The following is a 25,032-nucleotide window of genomic DNA, read 5'->3' on the forward strand; positions in this document are numbered from 1 at the left end:
CTCTCGGGCAGCCTTACACCGCGGGCGCGGTCTGCTGCTGATGGGCGTTGTGCAGCACTTCGATCAGGCAGTCTTCCAACTCGAAACGCTCGTGAAGCAATTGCCCCAGGCGTTTCAGTTCGGCTGCCACGGCCACTGCATCGCTGCAGTCACCTTTGTCACAACGATCATTGAAGGCCAGCGCCACTTCGGTAATGGCTTCAATGCGTGGGTAGATCTGCTTGGCCAATTCCAGACCGCGCTCATCGCCGAATGCTTTGGCCTCATTGGTCAACTGTTCGTAGACCTCGAAGTGGCCAGCGGAAACGTAGTCCACCAACACCTCGCAGAAATGTTGCCGGGCCTGTTCGTTGGTCGCAGGCGTTGCACCCTCGTCATGCAGCGCGTCAAAACTGCGCACCAGCTCATGACGCTCTTGCAGCCAACGGTCGATTAACAGATGAACCCCACCCCAGCGTTCTTGGGCGTTCTGACAGCTCTCGAGCATGATGACTTCACTCCCCTTGATCGTAATGCTGTTATACGTCTGCTCCGAGACGGTTTTTTGTCATCCGGCGCTTTACAACGGCATTTTACCGACGCTTTGTGCTGGCCAGATTATGCCCGCCCGCTAGCGCCTACAAGGCACCGGGAGAGAAAGTTTCATACGAGCGTTTGATCCGAATGCCGCATGCAGCTTGGCCTGAGCAAATGCACACGGCGGCGAGGCAGCGACCTTGAGCCGCTGCAGGAGCAGGCCTCAGGCGCGGCGGAAGAACTGGTAAGCGGAGAAAATCAGCATGCCGATAAAGGCCAACAGGCACCACTCCGGCAGGCTCATGCCGAACAGGGTCCAGCTCACCTCGGCGCAATCGGCGGTGCCGTGCAGCACCCAGGCGACGAACTTCTGGAACGGAAGCGCTTGCAGCATGTAGTCGAAGTTGGTCGGCATGCACGAGGCCATCGGATCAGGCGGCGTGTTCTGCAACCAGATCTGCCGGATCGCGGCGGCCGCGCCAGCGCCAGAGGCCACAAAGGTTAGAACCGAATACGCACGACGGCCGCCACGCCCCGGGTTGTGCAAAGCCGCGAGCAAACAGAACACGCCGAAGCCGATCACGCACAGGCGCTGCACGATGCACAGCGGGCAAGGTTCCAGGCCGACTACGTGTTCGAGGTACAACGCGCCGCCCATCATGGCAACGCAGGCGAGGAAGGCGAGGAAGAACAGCGAACGCGGGCTAGCCAGCGACATGACAACTCCGGAGGAGGCAAAGAAAGGCGGTACGTTAGAGGAAAGCGCCTACGCCTTACAAGCCAGTGCCAGGCGGCAACCATCGGCCTTCTGGCACCGCACGTCCGTTACCGCAGGCTGCCGGAAGGTGCGGCGCCAAGCCTGCGGGACAAAACGTCGCAGACGGATCAGGCGCTGACCGCTTCCGGCAATGGCAAGCTCGGCAAGTGCTGATCGAGCAAGCCGAGGCTTTCCTGAAACAGCTCGTTGCTGCGTTCCAACTCGCCCTGCTGCGCCAACAGCCGCGCCAATTCGGCACACGCCTGCGGGCTGCGGGCAAAACTCAGACTGCTTTCGAAGTACTCGCGCGCCTTGCCCCACAAGCGGTTCTGCAAGCACAAGCGGCCCAGGCAGAGCAGCAACAACGGATCGCTGGCATTGGCTTTCAGCCAGCCTTCGGCGGTCTGCAGTTGTTTGGCCAGATCTCGCCCACGCACTTGGCCATAGAGCTCCGCCAAGCGGCTGTCGTACTGGCGGGCGATGGCCGCGCGCAGCACCTCTTCAGCTTCCTCCGGCGCGCCTAATGCGTGCAGCTGCTGGGCATACACCGCGACCAGTTGCGGTTCGCTGCGCTGGCTTTTCGACAGGTGTTGCCAGGCCTGCGTCAGCGGTTGCAAGGCGATTTCGCCGTTGTTCAGCCCTTCGCTGGCAGCACTCGCCAGGCGAGCACTCCAGGCTTGCTGTTCCAGGGCGCTGAGTTCGGCATCGCCGAGCACTTTGTCTTTGCGCAGGTCCGGCAACAGCGCAATCACCGCCGGCCAATCGCCGCGCTGCTGATGCACCTGCTGCAAATGTTTGAGCACCTGGCGATGGTGCGGATGCCGCTCACGCATCACCTGCAAGGTTTCCAGTGCCGCCTCGGTTTGCCCGCGCGCTTGCTGAAGTTCGGCATGCGCCAAGGCGATGGCCAGCTCAGCATGGGGCTGACGTTCCAGGGCTTTCTCCAGAAAGCCATCGCTCTGTTCATACTCGCCCAGTTCATTGGCCGCACGTGCCGCACCGAGGTAATAAATCAGCGGTTGCTGGTCGCCATCGGCAGCCCGTTGCAGGTGGCGCACGGCACGGGCCCAACGACCCTCGGCAAGATCCAGCAAGCCTTGTTCAGAGGCCAGTTGCACGCGACGTTTGCGGTTACGCCGCGACCAGGGATTGACCACCCCGCCCGAGACGAACACCAAGCTCAGCAACAGGCGCAGCAGGTACACCGCCAGACACACCACGGCAATCAGAGCCACAGCCGCCCACAGACTCGATTCGTAGCGGAAGTTTTTGTAGGCGATCAGTACGTAGCCCGGGTGCTCAACCACCGCCAGACCAATCAGCACACTCGCCGCAATCAGCAGCAGGATAATCAGCAGCACACGTCTCATGGGCTGACTTCCTCCAGATCGTCCTCAGCCGCCGGCTGGTCGCTCTGCGATTGTTTTTCGTCCTGCAATTTCTGGCTGGCGTTCTCGCGGCGCTGCACATAGGCACGCACTGCATCGGTAGCCGCCGTCAGGTCAGGCATCGCCACGGCGACCGGCTGACTCACCAGCTCGTTGATGCGCGCGAGCAGCGCCTGGCTGTCCGGGTTTTCCACGTTGAAGTAGCTTTCCAGCACATTGCGCGCCTGGGTCAGGGCCTGGCGATAGACTTCGGGCTTCCCGTTAAGAGCCGCCCATTGCGCTTGCTCCAACGCGAGGGTCAGGGCCAGGCGCACTTGCGTCAGGCTTTGCCCCGCCAGCAGCGGACGCACATTCTGGTCGGCATGGAAGTCGATGCGGATGTAGCGCGAAAGTTTTTCCAGCCACTCCGCCCACCAGCCTTGGCCATCACCCTCGGCGGCGAAATTGACTTGCTCGCCTTTGCTGCTGAAAGCCGGCACCAGGGTGCTCAACTGTGCCGCCTGTTCACGCATGGCGCCCAGTTGCAGGAACAGTCCGGTGCGGTCCAGGGCGGTGATGCCGCGCAAGGCCACCAGGGTTTTCGCCAGTTGCTCGCGGGCGGCGTAAGACGCGGAGTCGTCCTGATCGCGAAGAATTTCGTCAGCGCCCTGCACCAGCACGGTGGCGCTGCCAACGTCCTGCAAGGCAGACAGACGCAGCGCGGCCAAACGCAGAAGATGCTCAGCCTCAGCCAGACGCCAATCCTGGCGGCTGGCGCCCAACACGCTTTCGACGCGCTGGCTGAGGTGCTGCTGATCACCCTGCAACTGCGCCAGCAAGCGTCGACGGTTTTCCAGCTCCTGCGGGTCTGGCAGCGCCGCGAGGCGCTCGGTCAGGCCCTGCTCGCGCTGCGCCAACTGCTGTGCCTGACTGCGGGTTTGCTCCAACTGCGACAGCTGTTGTTGATCCTGACCTTGCAGCAGGCGTACTTGCCAGACACTCCAGCCGCCCACCGCGACGCCGGCCGCGCCAATCAGCAAAGCCAGCGCCGCCAGGCCATTACCGCGGCCCTTGGGCGCAGGGCTGGCCAGCGGCTCGACGCGCGGAGGAATGGGCGCGCTCAGCGCGGGCTGGGTGTCATCTTTCGGGGAGGTTGCTTCGCTCACGTATCCGTCCTGTGCATCAGAGGGCAGCGGCGGTATATCCGCGCAACGCTGCCAGCAACGCCGCGGCACTCGCACCACGACAGTCCACAACCGCACGAGCGCCAGCGGCAGTTGCCAGCTCGGCAACCCGCGGGCTCGGTACAAACAAGGGTAGCTGCGCCAACGCCGGCCAGTCAGTCCCGGCCAATGTCAGCAAGTGCTGCAAACCCTGCCCACTGCTGACCACCAGCGCATTCAAGCGTTCAGCTTGAACGCGCGCGGGCAAGGTACCGGCATCATAGTGCGGCAGTTGGCGGCGATAGAGTTGCAGATAATCGACTCTCACACCTTGGCCGCGCAAGCGCTCGGCCAGGGCTTCGCGGCCACCCTCCCCGCGTACAATCAAAACCTGCGGCGCTGCCACGTTAGCCAAGGCCTGTTGCAGTTCCGGAAGGGCGAGCAAGGCTTCGCTGTCGTCACCCTGAGGGGGGTAGCTCACAGACACACCGTGCTCGGCGAGCAGTTGTCCGGTGGCGGCACCGACACTGAACCAGGGTTGCTTCGCCGGCAGCTGTGGCCAAAAGCGCGTGAGCAGCTGCAGGCCCAAGCGCGCCGCAGGCTTGCTGACGACAATCACCGCGCAATAGCGTTCGAGGCGCTGCGCGATAGCGATGTGTTCCGGGGTTTCGGCGAGGGGCAGGATGTCCAGCAAGGGCAGGCTGCTGCTGAACACACCCTGCTCGGCAAGCGTCGCAGCCAAGGCGGCGCACTCTTCTGCCGGGCGGGTGAGCAGCAACCGCCAGCCCGTCACTCGGGCTTAGCCTCACCGTAAACGGCTTGCAGAATGGCGGCAGCGCCCTGGCGCAGCAGGTCTTCGGCCACACCCACGCCGAGGGCTTGTGGGTCTTTCACCGAGCCGGTGGCTTCGGCGCGCAGTAGCAGCCCGCCGTCCGGCTGGCCGACCAGACCACGCAGCCACAGTTGCTCGCCTTGCAACTCGGCGTAGCAGGCGATAGGCACTTGGCAGCCGCCATTCAGGTGCTTGTTCAGGGCGCGCTCGGCCTTCACCCGCAGGGCGGTTTCGTGGTGGTGCAGAGGCTCAAGCAGGGCATGAATTTCACGATCGGCGCTGCGGCATTCGATGCCGACCGCGCCCTGGCCACCGGCGGGCAGGCTATCGATCACACTGATGCTGGAACGGATGCGGTCAGCGAAGCCCAGACGGATCAGGCCGGCGGCGGCGAGGATGATCGCGTCGTACTCGCCGGCATCGAGCTTGGCCAGGCGGGTGTTGACGTTGCCACGCAGAAAATTGATTTGCAGATCCGGACGCAGGGCTAGCAACTGAGTCTGGCGGCGCAGGCTGGAAGTACCGACCACCGCGCCTTGCGGCAAGGCTTCCAGGCTTTCGTAAGTGTTGGAGACGAAGGCGTCGCGCGGGTCTTCGCGCTCGCAGATACAGTACAGGCCCAGGCCTTCGGGGAAATCCATCGGCACATCTTTCATCGAGTGCACGGCGATGTCGGCTTCGTTTTCCAGCAGCGCGGTTTCCAACTCTTTGACGAACAGCCCCTTGCCGCCGATTTTCGACAGCGGCGAGTCGAGCAGCTTGTCGCCGCGACTGACCATGGGCACCAGGCTGACGATCAGCCCGGGATGGGCCGCTTCCAGGCTGGCTTTGACGTATTCAGCCTGCCAGAGGGCCAGGGCACTTTTGCGGGTGGCGATGCGGATTTCGCGGGACGACATGACGGCTCTCGAACGGAATTAACCCGCGCATAGTAAGGCAGCCGCGCGGGTGGTGCACCCGCCGTCAGGGCGACCAGCTGCCGCAGCAGCCAATCAGGCGGGCGACGTCAGAGGTTGTTCATCAGCTTGCGCACGCCGGCCACATGGCGGCGGCTGACGATCAGGGCATCGCCATTCAAGCCTTTGAGGTACAGCTGGAAATGCCCAAGGGGCGTGCGTTGCAGGCGCTCGATACGCTCGCGGGCCACCAGCGCATTGCGGTGGATGCGCACAAAGCGATCACCGAACTCGTCTTCCAACGCCTTGAGGGGCTCGTCCAGCAGCACCTCGCCACCTTCATGACGCAAGGTGACGTACTTGTGGTCGGCAATGAAATAGATCACCTGGTCCAGCGGGATCAGTTCGATGCCTTTGCGGGTTCGGGCACTGATGTGGGTTCGCGGGCCATTGCCGCTTTCGGCGGCCGGACGAGTCAGCGCAACCAGCTGTACACGATTCGGCCGCTCGGCTTTTTTCAGCGCTTCGATCAGGCTCTCCGGGCGTACTGGCTTGACCAGGTAACCGACGGCGCTGACCTGAAACGCATCGATGGCAAATTCATCGTGCGCGGTGCAGAAGATCACCGCCGGCGGCGCTTCGCGTTCGCAGAGTTTGGCGGCGACCTGCAAGCCGTCCAGACCCGGCATGCGAATGTCGAGCAACACCACATCGGGTTTAAGACTATCGATCAGGGTCAACGCCTCTTCGCCATTGCTGGCACTGGGCTCCAACACTCGGTAACCATCGAGCTCACCGACCATACGGCTGAGGCGCTCGCGGGCTAGGGGTTCATCATCGACGATCAGGACATTCATATTGCTCGGGCTTCCTGCGTGAGTCTCGCACAAGGATAGCGTAGACAGGTGAAGTGGCGCCCGTCACGGCGATCCACGCTGAGACTCGCTCTTGGGCCAAAAAGTGCCGCAAGACGCGCATCTATATTCACCAACGCTTGATGTGTACCACGAGAGGGTTTGTGCTCACTGCCCTCCTCATAGGGGTTGCTGACACACAGCTGGAACACCCCGTCTTTGTAATCTGCTTCTATGCGTACCACGCCCCCTTCGATACGTGGGGCAATACCGTAGATCAAGGCGTTCTCCAACAATGGCTGCAAGGTCAGCTGCGGAATCGGCAGATCCGCCGGAACATTGTCCACCTGCCACTCCAACTGTAGACGCTCGCCGAGGCGATATTGTTCGATCGAAAGATAGCGCTTGCTCAGCTCCAGTTCTTCGCTCCACAGCACCAGGCTGCCGGGCTTGGCCAGACTGGCGCGAAACAGGTCGGACAGATCCAGCACCGCCTGCTCGGCTTTGTACGGATCGATCACCACCAGGCTGGCAATGCTGTTCAGGCTATTGAACAGAAAGTGCGGACGGATCCGCGCTTGCAACGATTCGATCCGTGCCGACAGCTCGGCTTGCTGCTGACGGCGCCATTGGCTCTGCAGATAGAAGTAGCGTAGCAGCAGCGCCGACATGATCAGGCTTATCAGCGCATGGCGCAGGTAAAGATTCACCTCACCGGTGCGCGGCAACGGCCCGCCCAGGTCGTAATAGTCAGCCACCGCCGTGCAACACAGGGTCAGACCCACCACCAGCAGGCAACAGAGTAGCCCGGCAAGCGCCGCCGGCAAGCGCGCCAGCAACGGCCGCAGGCGACACATCAGGCCGGCGGAGAGCAGCACGATCCATTGCACGAACAAGGAGGTCAGGGCCAGGCGGATCCAGTTGAAGCCCGGCTGCATGGGTTCGGCCAGCACCAGCACCAGCACCAGCAACTCGGCCAGCAGCACCAGCACCAGTAAGGCTTCAGGCAGGCACAGCTCGGGCAGAAAGAATTCGCCGGGTGCGGTTTTTTTCGGTTTTAGCCAGTCGATTCGCATCGGCACAGTTTCCGGGGCGGCATGCGTGGCAGCAAGCGGGCTGGCGCTGCACGGACTAAATAAAGCAGCAAATGGCCATCTCGTAGTGAAAACTGTGATCCGCCCTACATTGCCGTGGCGTTTGCCCGCTGGAGAGCGGGTTGCTGACACGACAAAGCGGCGCGGCGATTTTGCCCGCTACCCTGTTATCATCCGCACAATTTTCCACGCCGGCCGCCCACCGCGGTCTGCCCGTTTTGCGCACCAGCCGAGCCATTGCCATGAGCACCGAAAAGACCAACCAATCCTGGGGCGGCCGCTTCAGCGAACCAGTCGACGCCTTTGTTGCCCGCTTCACTGCCTCGGTCAACTTCGACCAACGCCTGTACCGCCACGACATCATGGGCTCGATCGCCCACGCGACGATGCTGGCCAAGGTCGGCGTGCTCACCAGCGATGAGCGCGACGCGATTGAAAACGGCTTGAAGCAGATTCAGGGCGAAATCGAAGCCGGCACCTTCGACTGGCGTGTGGACCTGGAAGACGTGCACATGAACATCGAAGCGCGTCTGACCGACCGCATCGGTGTAACCGGCAAGAAGCTGCATACCGGCCGCTCGCGCAACGACCAGGTGGCCACCGACATCCGCCTATGGCTGCGCGATGAAATCGACCTGATCCTCAGCGAAATCACCCGCCTGCAACAGGGCCTGCTGGAACAGGCCGAGCGCGAAGCCGGCACCATCATGCCGGGCTTCACCCACCTGCAGACTGCTCAGCCGGTGACCTTCGGCCATCACCTGTTGGCCTGGTTCGAAATGCTCTCGCGTGACTATGAGCGCCTGGTCGACTGCCGCAAGCGCACCAACCGCATGCCCCTGGGCTCGGCCGCACTGGCCGGCACCACCTACCCGATTCAGCGCGAAATCACCGCCGAGCTGCTGGGTTTTGATGCCGTCGGCGGCAACTCGCTGGACGGCGTGTCCGACCGCGACTTCGCCATTGAATTCTGCGCCGCTGCCTCGCTGGCGATGATGCACCTGTCGCGCTTCTCCGAAGAGCTGGTGCTGTGGACCAGCGCGCAGTTCCAGTTCATCGACCTGCCGGATCGCTTCTGCACGGGCAGCTCGATCATGCCGCAAAAGAAAAACCCCGACGTGCCCGAGCTGGTGCGTGGCAAGTCCGGCCGTGTGTTCGGCGCCTTGATGGGCCTGCTGACCCTGATGAAGGGCCAGCCACTGGCCTACAACAAGGACAACCAGGAAGACAAAGAGCCGCTGTTCGACGCCGCCGACACCTTGCGCGACAGCCTGCGCGCCTTCGCCGACATGGTGCCGGCGATCAAGCCGAAAACCGCGATCATGCGCGAAGCCGCCCTGCGCGGTTTCTCCACCGCCACCGACCTGGCCGACTACTTGGTACGCAAGGGCCTGCCCTTCCGCGACTGCCACGAGATCGTCGGCCATGCGGTGAAATACGGTGTGGAAACCGGCAAGGACCTGGCCGAGATGAGCCTGGAAGAGCTGCGTAAATTCAGCGACCAGATCGACCAGGACGTGTTCGCCGTGCTGACCCTGGAAGGCTCGGTGAATGCCCGTGACCATATCGGCGGCACCGCGCCGAATCAGGTGCGGGCAGCGGTGGTGCGTGGCAAGGCATTGCTGGCTGGTCGTTAATTCCTGCAACACCCATCGCGGCTAAAGCCGCTCCTACGGATTGTGAAATCTCGTAGGAGCGGCCGGTCCGGCGCGCCGGTTAGCCGCGATGCTTTTCAGCTTCTGAAAACTACTTCTTGGCGCCGCGCGCCATCGCCAGAAACTGCTCCATCTCGGCATCCTTGTCCGCCGCCACTTTCTGCACATTGGGGTTCTGGCTCAGCAGCTTGAACAGCGCCTTGGCCTGCGGAAAATCGGCCAGCACGTCGGTGGCGAAAACCTTGCCCATCACCACGCAGGCCAAGTCCAGGCTGTAGAGGAAGTACAGGTCGGCGAGGCTCAACTGCTCTCCAGCCAGGTACGGGGCGAACGTGCCATGGCGTTTCAGGCTGGCGATGCCCAAGGTCAGGTCTTCTTTGCTCTTGGCCTTGATCGCCTCATCCACTTTGCCGCCAAAGAACGCCTCCAGATAACAGGCGCGGGCCGGCAGTTCGATGTACAGCTCGATCTCGCGCATCAGTGAGCGCACATACGCGCGCTCTTGCGGGTTGCTGGGCAGAAGCGCTTTGCCGCTCTGGGTTTCTTCGATGTATTCGAGGATCACGCTGGTTTCGTTGATAAAGCCCTGCTCGGTCTGCAACACCGGCACTTTGCCGCGGGGGCTAATGCGCAGAAACTCTTCGCGCTGACCGCCGTGCACATCGACCGCTTCAAAGGGAATGCCTTTTTCCAGCAGCGCCAGTTTGACCATGTTGTAGTAGTTGCTAACCGAAAAACCGTGCAGTTTGAGCATGACTGTCTCCGTTCCTGGTGGAGTGGGCGTTGCACCTTATAAACCGCTCGCAGCGGATCGCCCAGCGCCATCAGCCACATGAATGCGTACGCCATCGCCCACAGACCGTGGCACACTGCCGCCTTGTTTCCCGAGGAGCTCACCATGAGCGAACACGATGAAAGCGAAGAAGCCTTCGCCGAAGCGACCCTGACCCAGGCCATCGAAAACCAGATCGAAACCGACAACCCGCCGGCCGCCAAAGCCGCTTACAACAAGCTGACCCTGGTCGGTTACCCGCGCGAAGAAATCCTGCAATTGATGGCCCTGGTGCTCGCCCATGAGATCGACGCCATGCTCGATGCCGACCGTCCCTTCGACACCGCCTGGTACGAGCAAGCCCTACGCGCCCTGCCAGATTTGCCCGCCGGCAGCGACGAAGACGAATAGACAACAAGCGGCGCTTGCCTTGACTCAGGGCAGCGGATTAGCCTCACGGTCATAGCACCATGCTGTGACCCGCCCCCGACCCGGGTGGCTTCTGAGTCTGTAGCGATGACCCATCGTGTCTATTTCAGCAGTTGGACAACCCTGTGTGCGGCCCTGCTATTTGCCGCCCTGGGTTTGCTTCGCGCTCAGGCTGAAACCATTCAGATTGGCGCCGAAGACGATTGGTACCCCTACACCGCCCTGCGCGACGGGGAAATCCAGGGCATGTCGGTGGACATCGTCAAAGCCGCGTTTGCCGCCACCGGCACCGAGATCCAGCTGGAATCCTTCCCCTATTCACGCTGCATGCAGTTAGCCCTGCGCGGGCAGATCGTCGCCTGCTTCAACACCTCGCCCAACCCGAAAATCGCTGAAGAGTACCGCCTGCCCCACCACCCACTGTTCAGCGAATCGATTCTGCTGTGGGCACGCGCAGACAACGGCAAACCGCTGAACAGCCTCGACCAGTTGGTCGGCAAGACCGTGGCCGTCACCAATGGTTATGAATACGGTGCTGATTTCGACAACGACACGCGCCTGAGCCGCATCCTGGTGCGCAAGGACATCAACGGTTTTCTGATGCTGCAACGCCGACGCGTCGACTACATGCTGGCGTTTCGTGGCACGGCCTTGCAGCTGTTCGAAGAGCACCCGGAGCTGCGCGGGCAATTTATCCCGGTGATGACCGTGCACCGTCCCGATCTTTATCTATCCTTTTCCCGTCACCATCCCGAAGCCGACGCGTTGCTTGAGCGTTTCGACCAAGGCATGCGCCTGATCGAAAGCGATGGCCGCTATCAACAGATCATCGACACCTGGAGGAACAAGCAGACCGCCGCCCCTTGAACGGCCGCTCCCCACACCGATCCCTCTGCCCGCTGTCTGGGGTCTCACTGTGCCACCGGCTCGCTGTACGAGCGGGGCCACTTACAAGAATCTGGAGCCAACATGTCATTTACCCCTGAACTGATTGCTGAGCTGGAAATTCTTGCCCTATACAACCTTTCCAACACCAAGGAAGGCCTCAAGGTTCACCACATCGCCTCGCCTACGGCCATTGCGGCCACCTTACGCCTGCACGACAAAGGCCTGGTAACTCTGCCCGATGGCGGCTACCTGACCAGCCTCGGCCTCGACGCCGCCCAGCATGCCCAGGACCTGCTGACCATTCTGACGGTTGAAGAAGCGGCGTAAGTCAACGCTGACCCGCGCAGGCAGAAGCGGCCACGGACCGGCGATAAGCGCCAACCCCGGCTGTTTTTGCCTGGCCCCTCAAGTCGCTAGCAATCTGGACGATATTTAGGCTCTGCCACCGGCGTTTCGCGGCTGTTAATCTAGCCCCACCAACCGGCATGAGTTAGCTATGACGCGCACCCAGGAAATTCGTCCCGACATCGACGAGGGGATCGATCGCAAGGTTCTGGCGCAGCTGCGCGCGCGCTTTCTCAAGGTCAATAGCGGCCGTCTGGACCGCGCCATGCAGGGCCTGTCAACGCGCCAGCAACTGGTGCTCAAGCTGCTGCCACTGCTGTTTCACGTTAACCACCCATTGCTCCCTGGCTATGTCTCCGGCCTGACCCCGGCGGGCCTATCCGGCTATGAGCCGGACGACGAACTGCTCAGCGAAGCGCAGCGCCTGACCCGTTCGTTTGTCTACAAGGCGCGACGCGGCAACCCGCCGATGCCGATCCATGGCCTTTTTTTGATGGGCAGCCTCGGCACCGTGGCGCAGGCCGAGCAGAGCGACATGGACGTGTGGGTCTGCCACGCGCCCAATCTGACCGCCCAGGAAATTCAGGAGCTGACGCGCAAATGTGCGCTGCTGGAAACATGGGCCGCGACTCAGGGCGCCGAGGCGCATTTTTTCCTGATCGACCCGGCGCGTTTCACCGTCGGTGACCGCGAGGCGCAACTGACCTCCGACGATTGCGGCACCACCCAGCACTACCTGCTGCTGGATGAGTTCTACCGCACCGCAATCTGGCTGGCCGGGCGTACACCGCTGTGGTGGCTGGTACCGGTGTACGAAGAAAAACGCTATGCCGAATACACCCATCAGTTGCTGAGCAAACGTTTTATCCGCGCTGACGAGGTGCTCGACCTCGGCCACCTGGCCACCATCCCGCCCGGTGAGTTTATTGGCGCCGGCATGTGGCAGCTGTTCAAGGGCATCGAGTCGCCGTACAAATCGGCGCTCAAGCTGCTGCTCACCGAGGTGTACGCCAGCGAGCACCCGAACGTCGAATGCCTGAGCCTGCGCTTTAAGCAGGCGGTGTTCAGCAACCAGCTCGACCTCGACGAGCTCGACCCCTACATCGTGGTCTACCGTCGCCTTGAGGAATACCTCAGCGGTCGTGGCGAAACCGAGCGCCTGGAGCTGATCCGTCGCTGCCTGTACCTCAAGGTGAACAAAAAAATCAGCACCCCGCCGCGCAACCGGCGCAAAAGTTGGCAGCGCCTGCTGCTGGAAAAGCTCACCGCCGGCTGGGGCTGGCAACACCGGCAATTGGCAATGCTCGACAGCCGCAGCCAATGGAAAGTGCGCCAGGTCAGCGCCGAACGCCGGGTACTAGTCAACGAGCTGACGTACAGCTACCGCTTTCTGTCGCAGTTTGCGCGCACCCAGCAGGCCGCCAGTTCGCTTAACAGCCGCGACCTCGGCGTGCTCGGTCGACGCCTGTATGCCGCCTTCGAACGCAAGGCCGGCAAGATCGAGTTCATCAACCCTGGTATCGCCCCGGACCTGGCCGAAGACAACCTGACCCTGGTGTTCAACACCAACGGTGATGGCAACGACGAAAGCCAATGGGCGCTGTACAACGGCAGCATGGGCGGCCAGGAATGGCGCGACTTCGCCCCACTGAAGCGGGCGCGCGAGCTGATCGAGCTGCTGGCCTGGTGTCACCGCAATGGTGTGATCGACAGCAGCACACGCATCGCCCTGCACCCCGGCGACAGCGACCTCACCGAATTCGAGCTGTCCAACCTGCTCGGCAGCCTGCAACAGGCCGTGCCTTTGCCATTGCCGGCGGTGAGCGAAGACGCCCTGCTGCACAGCAGCGCGCCGAACGAGGTGCTGCTGTTGGTCAACGTCGGCATCGACCCGCTCAAGCAGCACAGCCAGCTCAATGTGCACATGACCACCGGCCGCACCGATTCGCTGGGTTATTCCGGGGTACGGGAAAACCTGGTGCTGACCCTCGACCAGGTCAGCCTCAACAGCTGGAACGAGTTGTCCGTCAGCCGCTACGACGGCCCCAACGCCCTGCTCGATTGCCTGCGCGATTTTCTCAACAGCCTGCCGCCCGGCGGCAAATTGCCGACGCTGAAAGTGCGCTGCTTCTGCCGCAACCGTGCGCAGGCGATTGCCGAGCGGGTGGAAGAACTGTTCCGCGACATTCTTTCGCATTTTGTCGGCGAGCGCGGCCAGCGTTACCTGGTACAGATTCAACAGCAGTACCACGTGCTGAAACTCACGCCAGGGCAAGTCGACCACGTGGCTCTGAACAACCTGCCGGCGCTGCTGGAGCAACTGGGCAGCGAGCAGAACAGCTACAGCCCACTGCACCTCGACCGCCACGCCCTGGAAGGCGAAGACCTGGCGTTGATCCTCCCCCTGGGCCGCCCGGATTGCATCCAGGTGTTCTACCGTCTGCACGAAGAAGTGGCCGAGCTGACCGTGCTGGACGAGCGCAATGCGCTCTGGAGGCAGCGCCTGCCGTTCCGCGACGAACAAAGCCTGCTGACTCCGCTGCAGCGTTTCCTGCAGTCCGTGTTCTACCGCCGCAATGCGCAGCTGCCGTTGGACGCCGACCTGACCCAGACCGAGGCGTTGGACATTCTCTACTACGAGGTGCTGCCGCCGGCGCCAATGCGCGCACAGTTCCTCGAGCGCCGCGCGCCACCGCAGACGGCCGTCAGCCACCCGTTCTATGACGTACAAGCAATCGTCGAACCGGCCGAACAGGGCCGCGTGCACGTCACCCTGTTTTGTAACCACCGCGAATTTTCCGAACTGGAATACGGCAACGAACTGTTCAGCGCCGTGGCCCGCCACATCCTCTCGCAACGCAGCGGCCATGAGCGCTATCCGTGCTACATCACCGACCTGGACCTGTCCCGCGTACTCGGCGAAAGCCAGACGCAGACCATCCATTACCTGCGCTACAAAACCCGCCTGGAAGCGGCGCTGAACAGCGCGTTGCAGCGCGCCTGACGCGACTGCAGAACTGGCTTCAGCCGCGATGCGCCGGACCTGAAAACGCCGACGTGGGATTGGATCAACTCTTCATCGGCGCCTGCGGGTTGTTCAACGCATACAGGTAACAATCGGCCAAGCTGTGATCGCCCGCCACGCTGGCATAGCTGGCGGTAAAAGTAATGGCTTGGCCCAGGTGCTGGTAGAGCCAATTGTCGCTGACCCCCGGCGGCACTTCGGGCACCAGATCGCTGTCGTTCACCACCCGATACGTCGGCACCTCCAGCGCGTTGTAGTAACTGGCAAAGGCGGGTGAGGCCAGGCGCGGGCTGGCGAAGTTGTAGTGCTGCAAGCTCAGGCCCGGCCAGCGCTCACGCATATCCAGTACCGCCAGGCTCGACAGCGTGCTGCCCAAACTGTGGCCGCAAACCCACAGAGGCCCTTGCGGGCGCAGTTCGTCGACGGCCTGCAAGGCCAGGTCGCGCAACGAGGTATAGAGTTTGAGGAAACCGTCGTGGACCAGACCGACATCGTTTAACCAGGGGTAGCTGCGCTGCGGCAGGTCAAGGTCATCGAGCCAGTCCTGCACCGTATCGGTGCCGCGAAACACCAGGTACACCGCACCCTCAGGGTCGCGCGCGGCGAAGCCGAAGGGTTCCGACTCATTGAGAAAGTGCAGCTCGCTGAGCACGCTCCACACGGGCACGGAAAACTGCCAGCCATCCAGTGGCGGCAGTTGCCAGGTGAAGTCTTCAGGCTTGCGCGGTTTGCCCTGGGTCACCCACTGGTCGTACTGGGCATAGCCGTAGTTCACCAGATCAGCGCAAAGCAACGCCTGGGACAGGGAAAACGCCGGGGGAAAGTACATCGGTAAGCTGGGCATTTCGACCTCCTTGTCAGTAAATGAGCCGCTACTCTAAAAACCCGCGTCGATCACTGACTATAGGCGCCGGCCGCTTCGGGTTGGTATTCGACGGCCAGCAACGTCAGCTGGATCAGCTTGCCGGCCGGCGTCGGCCAGTCGATGTGTTGGCCTACCGACAACCCCAGCAAGGCGCTGCCGACCGGCGCGAGGATCGACACGGTACCTTCGCCGCCAGCGTCCTGGGGATAAACCAGGGTCAGGTGATATTCCTTGCCGCTGCCTTCTTCGCGGCAGAACACTCGCGAATTCATGGTCACCACGCCGGCCGGCACTTCGTCATGGCCGACGACCTGGGCGCGCGCCAGTTCGGCCTCCAGGGCCTGGGCACCGGGGCCGAAGTCGTCCAGGTTATCAAGCAGCCGTTCCAGGCGTTGCAGGTCCAGACGGGTAATGGTGATCGCAGGAGCAGTCATGAATACGGTACTCACAATCAGCAGGCATGCCGCCGCCAACAATGGCGTGCAAGGCGACAAACCCTAGGCGGTAATAAAGAAAAACCCCGACCGAAGCCGGGGTTTTTAGCCACCTCGTATGGACGAGGTTGGGCTGACCGTAGCACAAGACATGACCCGTTGGTCAAGACTGATCAAAAGGCGAGGGTTTCACCCGCGTCAGCGCAAGCTCGATAATTTCGCGGCGCCGCGGGCTGTCGGCGGCTTTCCATTCACGTATCTCCGACAGCAGGCGACCGCACCCCACGCACACGTCCTCATCATCCAGGCAGCATTGGCGGCGGCAAGGCGACAGCACGATATCTTCAGCCGGCGCCTGGGTGCCGGCGACCGGCTGGAACAGCACCGCGCTGCTGGCGTTCTCAGAGCTCATCGAACTCGATCGCCTCTTCGGCTTGCTCCAGGGTGATGCGCGCGAGCATTTCACCGAGCAGTTCATCGCTGGTGTCGCAGATCCAGCGATCGGTGGCGCTGTCGTAATCGAAGTGGAAACCACCGGAGCGAGCCGCCACCCAGAGCTGACGAATCGGCACCTGGCGGCTGAGGATCAGTTGCGTGCCATTGGCGAAACGCACGGTGAGGATGCCGGCGGAGTTTTCCAGGTCGAGGTCCAGGCCGCTGTCATCGAAAATGTCTTCTACCGATTCCTGGGTGGCATCCACCAGGTCGTGAAAACGCGCTTCGGTCAAACTCATAACGGGCACCTCAGGCAAAAAATAAGGCAACGTCACAGTGTGCGTTGCAGCAGTTATAGGGTGTCAGCTCAGCAGCGCACGGCGGTATTCGGCGGGACTCTGCCCGGTCCAGCGGCGGAACGCGCGAGCCAGCGAACCGGCCTCGCTGAAACCGACAAAAAAGGCGATGTCAGCCAATTCCAGCGTCGGATCGCGCAAGTATTGAAGTACCAGCTGCTGACGGGTCTCGTCGACCAGTTGGCTGAATGATAACCCGGTCTCGCGCAGACGGCGCTGCAAGGTGCGTGGACTGAGTGCCAGAATCTGCGCCAGGCGCTCCAGGTCCGGCCCCTCGTCTGCCAGTTGTTTGGCCAGCTCCAGGCGCGCGCGGTCGAGAACCTGCTGACCTTGGCGTAATTCGCTGAGCAGGCGGTCGGCGTAGCCATCGAGCATTTGCCGCACCTGCGCATCGGCCTGACCGAGCGGCGCTTGGAGCAAACGTTTGGGGAATACCAGGGCGTTGTCGGCCTGAGAAAAAAGCACCGGGCAGCGGAAGATGCGCTGGTACTCCGTGGTATCGGCCGGTGCTGGATGCTGGAAGCGCACCTCGGTGGGCGGGATGTCCAGACCACTGATCCAGTGGCCAAAGGTGGTCCAGCCGGCCAGGGTTTCTTCGCTCAATTGGCGCTGCTGTTGCGGCAACAGCGGCTGCCAGCTGTGCGCCACCTGCGGCTCCAGGCCTGGGCGAGCAGGTTCATCGGCCAGATCGACATGCCCCAGGCTGCCCACCAACGTGGCGTAGCGCGCCTGCCGGTGCAGGGCATCGCCAAGGGTGGCGCAGCTCATCAACAGGTAACCGAGCACGCCGTAGTAACCGGGGCGCACCGCCTCGCCCAGGTGAAGGCCGAAAAACTCATCGCCGGTCAGTGCCACGCCACGCGCCATCAACTCCAGATACACCGAGGCGGCCACCCGCTGGTCGCGCTGAGCCAACAACCCCGGGCTCAGTTGCAAGGGTTCCAGTAGCGTCTCGGCGGCGATGCCCTGGCGGCCCAGATAGTCCAGCAGCCCCTGCAAATAGGCGACCGAGACTGAGCCGGCGAGGGGCGTGGGGGTATCCATCGTAGCTCCTGAATGGACCGGAAGTGGCAACAACATAGCCCCCTACGATAGCGCCAGAGCCCGCTGCACGGGAGTCCTGGTTGAGTGGCTGGCGCATAGGCAAGGCGCCGGGGGGCCGGTATACTCGGGCGCAATCACTGCTTTTACAAGGAATCCGCCATGAAGCGGCTACTGACTGCCCTTATCGCGCTCGTCGCTATTTCGTCTCTGCTCGGCGGCTGCGGCCAGAAAGGCCCGCTGTACCTGCCAGGCGAAGATCAACCGTCTGCTGAACACACCCATTAAGGAGGCGGTATGCACGCCTTCAATTACCGCACAGGCGAACTGTTTGCGGAGGGTGTGGCGTTGTCCGCCATTGCCGAGCGTTTTGGTACTCCCACCTACGTTTACTCGCGGGCGCACATCAGCGCGCAATTCAATGCCTATGCCGACGCCCTGCAAGGCGTACCGCATCTGGTCTGCTACGCGGTAAAAGCCAACTCCAACCTGGCCGTTCTGAACCTGCTGGCCCGTCTGGGCGCCGGGTTCGACATCGTCTCCTCGGGCGAACTGGAACGCGTGCTGGCGGCAGGTGGCGAGCCAGGCAAAATCGTGTTCTCCGGCGTTGGCAAAAGCCGTGACGACATGCGCCGCGCGCTGGAAGTGGGCGTGCATTGCTTCAACGTCGAGTCCACCGATGAGCTGGAGCGCCTGCAACAGGTGGCTGCCGAGCAGGACCTGATCGCGCCGATCTCCCTGCGGGTCAACCCGGATGTCGACGCCGGCACCCACCCGTACATTTCCACCGGCCTCAAAGAAAACAAATTCGGCATCGCCATTGCTGATGCCGAAGCGGTATACGCCCGCGCTCAAGAGCTGCCGAACCTGAAAGTGCTGGGGGTGGACTGCCATATCGGTTCGCAACTGACCAGCCTGCCGCCGTTCCTCGACGCCCTCGACCGCCTGCTGGCGTTGATCGACCGCCTCGCCGCACGTGGCATCCAGATTCAGCACCTGGACCTGGGTGGCGGTGTTGGCGTGCGTTACAAAGACGAAACGCCACCGCTGGTTAGCGACTACATCAAAGCCGTGCGTGAACGCACCGCCGGCCGCGACCTGAAGCTGGTGTTCGAGCCTGGCCGCTACATCGTCGCCAATGGCGGCGTGCTGCTGACCCAGGTGGAATACCTCAAGCACACCGAACACAAAGACTTCGCCATCGTCGATGCGGCCATGAACGACCTGATCCGCCCGGCCCTGTACCAGGCCTGGATGGACGTGGTGGCCGTGCAGCCACGCGAGGGTGCCGCGCGCGCTTACGACATCGTCGGCCCGATCTGCGAAACCGGCGACTTCCTGGCCAAAGGCCGCGAGCTGGCATTGCAAGAAGGTGATTTGCTGGCGGTGTGTTCGGCGGGCGCCTATGGTTTTGCCATGAGCTCCAACTACAACACCCGTGGCCGTTGCGCCGAAGTGCTGGTCGACGGCGAACAGGCTTATGAAGTGCGTCGCCGCGAGACCGTGCAAGAACTCTATGCTGGCGAAAGCCTGCTGCCGGAGTAACGGTCATGCTGCTGCGATTCACCAAAATGCACGGGCTGGGCAATGACTTCATGGTCCTTGACCTGGTCAGCCAGCACGCGCATATCCAGCCCAAACACGCCAAGCAATGGGGCGACCGCAACACCGGCGTGGGTTTCGACCAACTGCTGCTGGTGGAGCCCCCGACCAACCCTGAGGTGGACTTCCGCTACCGCATCTTCAACTCCGACGGTTCGGAAGTGGAGCAATGCGGCAACGGTGCGCGCTGCTTCGCGCGCTTCGTGCTGGACAAGCGCCTGACCATGAAACGCCAGATCCGCGTGGAAACCTCCGGCGGCATCATCGAGCTGGATGTCCGGGCAGACGGCCAGATCAGCGTCAATATGGGCGCACCGATCCTTGAGCCGGCGCGCATTCCGTTCCAGGCCGACAGCCAGGCGCTGAACTATCAAGTGGATGTCGAGGGCACAGCCGTGACGCTGGCCGCCGTCTCCATGGGCAACCCGCACGCCGTGTTGCGCGTCGACGACGTCGCCAATGCACCCGTGCACAGTCTGGGGCCGAAACTGGAACACCACCCCCGTTTCCCGCAGCGCGTGAACGTCGGTTTTCTGCAAGTTATCGACCGTCAGCATGCCAAGCTGCGCGTCTGGGAACGTGGCGCCGGGGAAACCCAGGCCTGCGGTACCGGTGCCTGCGCTGCGGCGGTAGCCGCTATCAGCCAGGGCTGGATGGATTCACCCCTGCAACTCGAACTGCCTGGAGGCCGTCTGTTCATTGAATGGGCCGGCCCAGGGCACCCCGTAATGATGACCGGGCCGGCGGTCCGGGTTTATGAAGGGCAGGTTCGCCTATGACCGACAAGCAGCAAGACCCTATCGCACCTCTGGACGCCGAAGCGGTGGCCGCCTACCTGCGGGCCCACCCGGAGTTTTTCGTCGACCACGACGAGCTGATTCCCGAACTGCGCATTCCCCATCAGCGCGGTGAGTCTGTGTCGCTGGTGGAGCGTCAGGTCAAGCTGCTGCGTGAGCGCAATATCGAAATGCGCCACCGTCTTTCGCAACTGATGGATGTCGCCCGCGACAACGATCGGCTGTTCGACAAGACCCGTCGCCTGGTCCTCGACTTGCTCGACGCCGGCACCCTGGAAGAAGTGGTCAGCGCTGTCGAAGACAGCCTGCGCCATGAATTCCAGGTGCCCTTCGTCAGTCTCACCCTGTTCAGCGAAACCCCAACCGGCGTGGGCCGCTCGGTAAGCTTTGCCGAAGCCCACCAGGCCATCGGTGGTTTACTGGCCGACGGCAAGACCATTTGTGGTGTGCTGCGTAGCCACGAGCTGGCCTTCCTGTTCGGCGAAGAAGAGCGTGACGCCGTCGGCTCAGCAGCGGTGGTTGCCCTCAGCCACCAAGGCTTGCACGGTGTACTGGCAATCGGCAGCCCAGACCCCCAGCACTACAAAAGCTCCCTCGGGACCCTCTTCCTCGGCTACATCGCCGAAGTTCTCGCCCGCGTATTGCCGCGCTTCGCCACCCCGCTGCGTTCGGTACGCTAACCCGCCTGGTCGGCAGGAGCACGGTTTGATGCAAGCGGCCCTGGATGCCTACCTGCAACACCTGCGCAGCGAGCGGCAGATGTCGCCGCATACCCTCGAAGCTTATCAGCGCGACCTGCTGAAACTGCTGGCCCTGTGCGAGAAACAAGGCATCAGTTCCTGGGCCACACTCGACGTGCGCCAATTGCGCAGCTTCGTTGCCCGTCTGCACCAGCAAGGGTTGTCGGCCCGCAGCCTGGCGCGCTTGCTCTCGGCCACACGTGGGCTGTACAGCTATCTGCTCGGCGAAGGCCTTTGCCAGCACGACCCTGCCACCGGCATCGCCCCGCCCAAACGGGAACGACGCCTGCCGCGCACCCTGGATGCCGACCGTACCGCGCAGCTACTTGATGGTGCGGTGGAAGACGACTTCATCGGCCTGCGCGACCAAGCCATGCTCGAATTGTTCTACTCCTCCGGCTTGCGCCTGGCCGAACTGGCCGGCCTGAACCTGCAGCAGTTGGACCTGCCCGGCGGGCTGGTGGAAGTATTCGGCAAAGGCAGCAAAACCCGCGTATTGCCCCTGGGCCGCAAAGCCCGCGAAGCCATCGAAAACTGGCTGGCGCAACGCGCCCTGGCCAACCCGATGGACGACGCCGTATTCATCAGTGCGAAAGGCCAACGCCTCGGCCCGCGCGCCATTCAAAAACGCGTCGGCCAAGCCGGCGTGCGCGAGCTGGGCCAACACCTGCACCCGCATATGCTGCGCCACTCCTTTGCCAGCCATATGCTCGAATCCTCCCAGGACCTGCGTGCGGTCCAGGAACTGCTCGGGCACGCCGACATCGCCACCACGCAGATCTACACCCACCTGGACTTCCAGCACCTGGCCACGGTCTACGACGGTGCCCACCCCCGCGCCAAACGCAAAAGCAGTGAGCCATGAGCATTGAGCTGATCACCTTCGACCTCGACGACACCCTGTGGGACAACCTCCCCGTGATCACTGGCGCCGAGGCCGCCATGCGCACCTGGCTGGCCGAAAACGCTCCGTTGTTGGCGGCGCTGCCAGTGGAGCATTTGTGGGAAATTCGCAGCCAGGTACTGGCCGCTGAACCGACGCTGCGCTATCGCCTCAGCGAACTGCGCAAACGCACGTTGTTTCTGGCGATGGAGGGGGTTGGTTACAGCGCCGAACAATCACAGCACATGGCCGAACAAGCCTTCCACGCCATGCTCGACGCACGCCACCGCATCACTTTTTTCGACGACACGGTGCCGACCCTTGAGCACCTCACCGAGCGCTACACCCTGGGCGTGATAACCAACGGCAACGCCGACGTGCGCCGCCTGGGCCTGGCCGATTATTTCCGCTTCGCCCTGTGTGCCGAGGACCTCGGCATCGGCAAACCGGACCCGCTGCCGTTCGTGACAGCCCTGCAACACGCAGGCGTAGAAGCACGTGCCGGTGTGCATGTGGGCGACCATCCGGCCGACGATATTCGCGGCGCGCAGAACGCCGGAATGCGGGCAATCTGGTTCAACCCGCAGGGGAAAAGCTGGGAAGGCGAAGGCTGCCCGGATGCAGAGATTCGGGCGTTGGCGCAATTGCCAGGCGTGCTGGATCAGTGGGGCTGACGCGTCTATTGAGGCGTAAAACCAATCGAGGCTGAATCGGAGGGCCGTCCTCCTCTCCCACAGAAAAACTTGGCTTATTGTGGGAGGCTTCAGCCTCGATTCTTTTGATCTGTGCGACTTCAGCCGCGACACATCTCGAAATCGAGCGAGCTACAGAAGTGCAAGGCCAACAAAAAGCCCGCCAATTTGGCGGGCTTTTTGTTGGCCTAAACCTTAAATAGGGCGGCTGCCGTATTTACTGTCAGGCTTCTTGGGCGGATCGGCCACCACGTTGGGCTCGACTTCCTGCACCTTGCCGCCACGGGACAGGAACTCCTGCATGGCACGCTCCAGCGCATCGCGCTCCTTCTGCTTGGCTTCGATGCTCGGCAGCTCATCGATATCGACGGCAGCCTTGGCTTTCTTGCCAGCCTTTACCGGGACATCGCTGTCACTGTCGCTGTCATCGCCATCATCGGCCACGCCATCATCAGCAGCCGCCAGCTCTTCGCCGTCGTCTTCTGCACCACCTTCCAGCTCGTCTTGTTCCAGATCTTCGTCGCTCATGTTTAACCTCATGACTTGCGAAAAGCAGATTAGTTATAGCCCAGCAACGCACGCTGTCGCGCATTGCCAGAAAAAATTCAAAGAGGCTCGCCCTGCAGGGTCGCAAGCACTCTTCTGGGGCCGCCGCAATCACGGTGTTCCCCCAGGTAAATCCCTTGCCAGGTGCCCAGCGCCAACTGTCCGGCCGTGATCGGCAGTATCAGTTGGCAGCCCAGCACGCTGGCCTTGAAGTGCGCCGGTAAATCGTCCGGGCCCTCATCGTTGTGCTCGTAACCGCTATCGGCATGACTGCCGTCGGCTTGAGGCGCAAGACGATTGAAGAAACGCTCAAAGTCGCGTCGCACAGCCGGGTCGGCATTCTCGTTGATGGTCAGTGAAGCCGAGGTGTGCAACAGCCACAGATGTAACAGACCAACCCGACAACTGCGCAGTTCCGGCAATTTCGCCGTCACTTCATCGGTCACCAAATGAAAGCCGCGAGGCCGTGCTTGCAGGCTGAATTCGCGTTGCTGCCACATAAGCATCTCCGGCGTTTCGGCGCGCATTCTAGCGTGCTCCCAGAAAAAGCAAAGAGCGCAGGCCAGAGCGTTTGAGTTTATTTCAGCGAACGCTGTTTTCAAGCCTAAGCGGGCTCGACAAAGGTCGTAAATTCAAGGTAGCGCAAAATGCAAAATGCCCGGCAGAGCCGGGCATTTTTTGTGCGGGTGCAGCCTATAAGAAAGTCTTACAGGTTGTAGCCACGCTCGTTGTGTTGCGCGAGGTCCAGACCAACAGTCTCTTCCTCTTCGCTGACACGCAGGCCGATCACCAGGTCCAGCACTTTGAGGATCACGAAGGTGACGATCGCGGTGTAGACAACGGTGAAGGCAACGCCTTTGAACTGGGTGAAAACCTGTGCGCCGATATCGGTCACAGTGCCGAAGCCGCCAAGTGCCGGAGCTGCGAAAACGCCGGTCAGCAGTGCGCCAACGATACCGCCGATACCGTGTACGCCGAATGCGTCCAGGGAGTCGTCGTAGCCCAGTTTGCGTTTCAGTGTGGTGGCGCAGAAGAAGCAGATCACGCCAGCAGCCAGACCGATAACCAGAGCACCCATTGGGCCTACGGTACCAGCAGCCGGAGTGATGCCGACCAGGCCAGCGACCACACCCGAAGCGATGCCCAAGGCACTTGGCTTACCGTGGGTGATCCACTCAGCGAACATCCAGCCCAGTGCAGCGGCGGCGGTAGCGATCTGGGTAACCAGCATGGCCATACCGGCAGTGCCGTTAGAGGCAACAGCGGAACCGGCGTTGAAGCCGAACCAGCCGATCCACAGCATGGCGGCGCCGACCAGGGTGTAGCCCAGGTTGTGCGGAGCCATCGGAGTGGTTGGGTAGCCTTTACGCTTGCCCATCACTACGCAGGCAACCAGACCAGCAATACCGGCGTTGATGTGCACCACGGTGCCGCCGGCGAAGTCCAGTACGCCCCAGTCCCACAGCAGGCCGCCGTTACCGCTCCAGACCATGTGAGCGATTGGTGCGTAAACCAGGGTGAACCACACGCCCATGAAGATCAGCATCGCGGAGAACTTCATGCGTTCTGCGAAGGCGCCAACGATCAGGGCTGGGGTGATGATCGCGAAGGTCATCTGGAAGGTGATGAACACAGCTTCCGGCACAGCGTAAGTCAGGCTAGCTGGGGTTACGCCGGCGAGGAATGCCTTGGACAGGCCACCTACGAAGGAATTGAAGTTAACAACGCCCTGTTCCATGCCAGTGACATCGAACGTCATGCTGTAGCCGTAAACGACCCACAGAATGCTGATCAGGCCAGTGATGGCGAAGCATTGCATCATTACCGACAGGATGTTTTTCGAGCGAACCATGCCGCCATAGAACAGCGCCAGGCCGGGAATGGTCATGAACAACACCAACGCGGTGGCGGTGAGCATCCACGCCGTGTCACCGCTATTTAGCACTACCTCGTCAGCGGCCATTGCAAGGCCGGGGGTAACGAGGGACAAAAGGGCTCCTAGCCCTGCGAGCTTACGCAGAGTCATATTGTTTTCTCCTGGGGCGTTG

28 protein-coding genes are annotated in these 25,032 nt (G+C 62.1%); 11 read left to right on the forward strand and 17 right to left on the reverse strand.

Features of this window, described 5'->3' with window-relative positions:
* Positions 1-13: 13 nt before the first annotated feature.
* From rsd to C8K61_RS19670, 8 genes are all read right to left on the reverse strand, one after another.
* Positions 14-487 (reverse strand): sigma D regulator, encoded by a 474-nt coding sequence (gene rsd, locus C8K61_RS19635; protein WP_108097976.1) that lies wholly within the window; start codon positions 485-487, stop codon positions 14-16.
* A 252-nt stretch (positions 488-739) separates the two neighbouring features.
* The gene (locus C8K61_RS19640) at positions 740-1,234 is read right to left on the reverse strand and encodes a disulfide bond formation protein B (RefSeq protein WP_108097977.1); all 495 of its coding nucleotides are present in this window, start codon (positions 1,232-1,234) and stop codon (positions 740-742) included.
* Positions 1,235-1,401: 167 nt separating this feature from the next.
* On the reverse strand, positions 1,402-2,643 hold the full coding sequence (locus C8K61_RS19645; RefSeq protein ID WP_108097978.1) for a heme biosynthesis HemY N-terminal domain-containing protein: 1,242 nt from the start codon (positions 2,641-2,643) through the stop codon (positions 1,402-1,404).
* Entirely contained in the window at positions 2,640-3,806 is a 1,167-nt protein-coding gene (locus tag C8K61_RS19650) for a uroporphyrinogen-III C-methyltransferase (protein ID WP_108097979.1), read from the reverse strand. Before C8K61_RS19650 ends, C8K61_RS19645 begins: the two co-directional genes overlap by 4 nt.
* A gap of 16 nt (positions 3,807-3,822) precedes the next feature.
* Positions 3,823-4,596, reverse strand: a complete 774-nt coding sequence (locus C8K61_RS19655; protein ID WP_108097980.1) for a uroporphyrinogen-III synthase — start codon at positions 4,594-4,596, stop codon at positions 3,823-3,825.
* Positions 4,593-5,534 carry a hydroxymethylbilane synthase gene (gene hemC / locus C8K61_RS19660; RefSeq protein WP_108097981.1) on the reverse strand — a complete coding sequence of 314 codons (942 nt, stop codon included), beginning with the start codon at positions 5,532-5,534 and terminating at the stop codon, positions 4,593-4,595. Before hemC ends, C8K61_RS19655 begins: the two co-directional genes overlap by 4 nt.
* 107 nt (positions 5,535-5,641) lie before the next feature.
* Positions 5,642-6,388: a LytTR family DNA-binding domain-containing protein gene (locus C8K61_RS19665; protein WP_108097982.1), complete on the reverse strand. Its 747-nt coding sequence runs from the start codon at positions 6,386-6,388 to the stop codon at positions 5,642-5,644.
* Positions 6,385-7,461, reverse strand: coding sequence for a sensor histidine kinase (locus tag C8K61_RS19670; protein ID WP_108097983.1), 1,077 nt, complete (start codon positions 7,459-7,461; stop codon positions 6,385-6,387). The genes C8K61_RS19665 and C8K61_RS19670 overlap by 4 nt, the downstream gene beginning before the upstream one ends.
* Positions 7,462-7,721: 260 nt before the next feature.
* Here C8K61_RS19670 and argH point away from each other — a divergent pair, with 260 nt between their 5' ends.
* Complete coding sequence (gene argH / locus C8K61_RS19675; RefSeq protein WP_108097984.1) at positions 7,722-9,116, forward strand: argininosuccinate lyase; 1,395 nt, start codon at positions 7,722-7,724, stop codon at positions 9,114-9,116.
* Positions 9,117-9,225: 109 nt separating this feature from the next.
* Here argH and C8K61_RS19680 read toward each other — a convergent pair whose 3' ends face one another.
* Positions 9,226-9,888, reverse strand: a complete 663-nt coding sequence (locus tag C8K61_RS19680) for a glutathione S-transferase family protein (RefSeq protein ID WP_108097985.1) — start codon at positions 9,886-9,888, stop codon at positions 9,226-9,228.
* A gap of 144 nt (positions 9,889-10,032) precedes the next feature.
* On the opposite strand from C8K61_RS19680, the gene C8K61_RS19685 reads away from it, so the two are divergent.
* From C8K61_RS19685 to C8K61_RS19700, 4 genes are all read left to right on the forward strand, one after another.
* Positions 10,033-10,317 carry a hypothetical protein gene (locus C8K61_RS19685; protein ID WP_108097986.1) on the forward strand — a complete coding sequence of 95 codons (285 nt, stop codon included), beginning with the start codon at positions 10,033-10,035 and terminating at the stop codon, positions 10,315-10,317.
* A 105-nt stretch (positions 10,318-10,422) separates the two neighbouring features.
* Positions 10,423-11,202 carry an ABC transporter substrate-binding protein gene (locus C8K61_RS19690; RefSeq protein WP_108097987.1) on the forward strand — a complete coding sequence of 260 codons (780 nt, stop codon included), beginning with the start codon at positions 10,423-10,425 and terminating at the stop codon, positions 11,200-11,202.
* Between the two features lie 102 nt (positions 11,203-11,304).
* Complete coding sequence (locus tag C8K61_RS19695; protein WP_108097988.1) at positions 11,305-11,550, forward strand: TIGR02647 family protein; 246 nt, start codon at positions 11,305-11,307, stop codon at positions 11,548-11,550.
* A 169-nt stretch (positions 11,551-11,719) separates the two neighbouring features.
* A complete protein-coding gene (locus C8K61_RS19700) occupies positions 11,720-14,572 on the forward strand; it encodes a class I adenylate cyclase (protein WP_108097989.1) in 2,853 nt (950 codons plus the stop codon).
* A gap of 64 nt (positions 14,573-14,636) precedes the next feature.
* Here the strand turns inward: C8K61_RS19700 and C8K61_RS19705 are convergent, their stop codons facing one another.
* From C8K61_RS19705 to C8K61_RS19725, 5 genes are all read right to left on the reverse strand, one after another.
* Positions 14,637-15,437 (reverse strand): lipase family protein, encoded by an 801-nt coding sequence (locus C8K61_RS19705; protein ID WP_108097990.1) that lies wholly within the window; start codon positions 15,435-15,437, stop codon positions 14,637-14,639.
* Between the two features lie 50 nt (positions 15,438-15,487).
* Positions 15,488-15,892 carry a nucleoside diphosphate kinase regulator gene (gene rnk, locus C8K61_RS19710; protein WP_108097991.1) on the reverse strand — a complete coding sequence of 135 codons (405 nt, stop codon included), beginning with the start codon at positions 15,890-15,892 and terminating at the stop codon, positions 15,488-15,490.
* A gap of 163 nt (positions 15,893-16,055) precedes the next feature.
* Positions 16,056-16,304, reverse strand: a complete 249-nt coding sequence (locus C8K61_RS19715) for a DUF1289 domain-containing protein (RefSeq protein ID WP_108097992.1) — start codon at positions 16,302-16,304, stop codon at positions 16,056-16,058.
* Complete coding sequence (gene cyaY, locus C8K61_RS19720) at positions 16,294-16,626, reverse strand: iron donor protein CyaY (RefSeq protein WP_108097993.1); 333 nt, start codon at positions 16,624-16,626, stop codon at positions 16,294-16,296. Before cyaY ends, C8K61_RS19715 begins: the two co-directional genes overlap by 11 nt.
* 63 nt (positions 16,627-16,689) lie before the next feature.
* Positions 16,690-17,727, reverse strand: a complete 1,038-nt coding sequence (locus C8K61_RS19725; RefSeq protein WP_108097994.1) for an AraC family transcriptional regulator — start codon at positions 17,725-17,727, stop codon at positions 16,690-16,692.
* 159 nt (positions 17,728-17,886) lie between these two features.
* On the opposite strand from C8K61_RS19725, the gene C8K61_RS19730 reads away from it, so the two are divergent.
* From C8K61_RS19730 to C8K61_RS19755, 6 genes are read left to right on the forward strand one after another with little or no spacing between them, the layout of a single operon-like run.
* Positions 17,887-18,012, forward strand: a complete 126-nt coding sequence (locus C8K61_RS19730; RefSeq protein ID WP_108097995.1) for a lipoprotein — start codon at positions 17,887-17,889, stop codon at positions 18,010-18,012.
* A gap of 9 nt (positions 18,013-18,021) precedes the next feature.
* The gene (gene lysA / locus C8K61_RS19735) at positions 18,022-19,269 is read left to right on the forward strand and encodes a diaminopimelate decarboxylase (RefSeq protein WP_108097996.1); all 1,248 of its coding nucleotides are present in this window, start codon (positions 18,022-18,024) and stop codon (positions 19,267-19,269) included.
* A gap of 5 nt (positions 19,270-19,274) precedes the next feature.
* On the forward strand, positions 19,275-20,105 hold the full coding sequence (gene dapF / locus C8K61_RS19740; RefSeq protein ID WP_108097997.1) for a diaminopimelate epimerase: 831 nt from the start codon (positions 19,275-19,277) through the stop codon (positions 20,103-20,105).
* The gene (locus C8K61_RS19745) at positions 20,102-20,803 is read left to right on the forward strand and encodes a DUF484 family protein (protein WP_108097998.1); all 702 of its coding nucleotides are present in this window, start codon (positions 20,102-20,104) and stop codon (positions 20,801-20,803) included. Before dapF ends, C8K61_RS19745 begins: the two co-directional genes overlap by 4 nt.
* Before the next feature lie 28 nt (positions 20,804-20,831).
* Entirely contained in the window at positions 20,832-21,728 is an 897-nt protein-coding gene (gene xerC / locus C8K61_RS19750; RefSeq protein WP_108097999.1) for a tyrosine recombinase XerC, read from the forward strand.
* On the forward strand, positions 21,725-22,420 hold the full coding sequence (locus C8K61_RS19755; protein WP_108098000.1) for an HAD family hydrolase: 696 nt from the start codon (positions 21,725-21,727) through the stop codon (positions 22,418-22,420). The genes xerC and C8K61_RS19755 overlap by 4 nt, the downstream gene beginning before the upstream one ends.
* A gap of 213 nt (positions 22,421-22,633) precedes the next feature.
* Here the strand turns inward: C8K61_RS19755 and sutA are convergent, their stop codons facing one another.
* From sutA to C8K61_RS19770, 3 genes are all read right to left on the reverse strand, one after another.
* On the reverse strand, positions 22,634-22,966 hold the full coding sequence (gene sutA / locus C8K61_RS19760) for a transcriptional regulator SutA (RefSeq protein ID WP_108098001.1): 333 nt from the start codon (positions 22,964-22,966) through the stop codon (positions 22,634-22,636).
* A gap of 77 nt (positions 22,967-23,043) precedes the next feature.
* Entirely contained in the window at positions 23,044-23,484 is a 441-nt protein-coding gene (locus C8K61_RS19765) for a secondary thiamine-phosphate synthase enzyme YjbQ (RefSeq protein ID WP_108098039.1), read from the reverse strand.
* A gap of 206 nt (positions 23,485-23,690) precedes the next feature.
* Positions 23,691-25,010: an ammonium transporter gene (locus C8K61_RS19770; RefSeq protein WP_108098002.1), complete on the reverse strand. Its 1,320-nt coding sequence runs from the start codon at positions 25,008-25,010 to the stop codon at positions 23,691-23,693.
* Between the last annotated feature and the right edge of the window lie 22 nt (positions 25,011-25,032).

Origin of the sequence: Pseudomonas sp. GV071 (assembly GCF_003050835.1) — a bacterium.
GTDB lineage: Bacteria > Pseudomonadota > Gammaproteobacteria > Pseudomonadales > Pseudomonadaceae > Aquipseudomonas.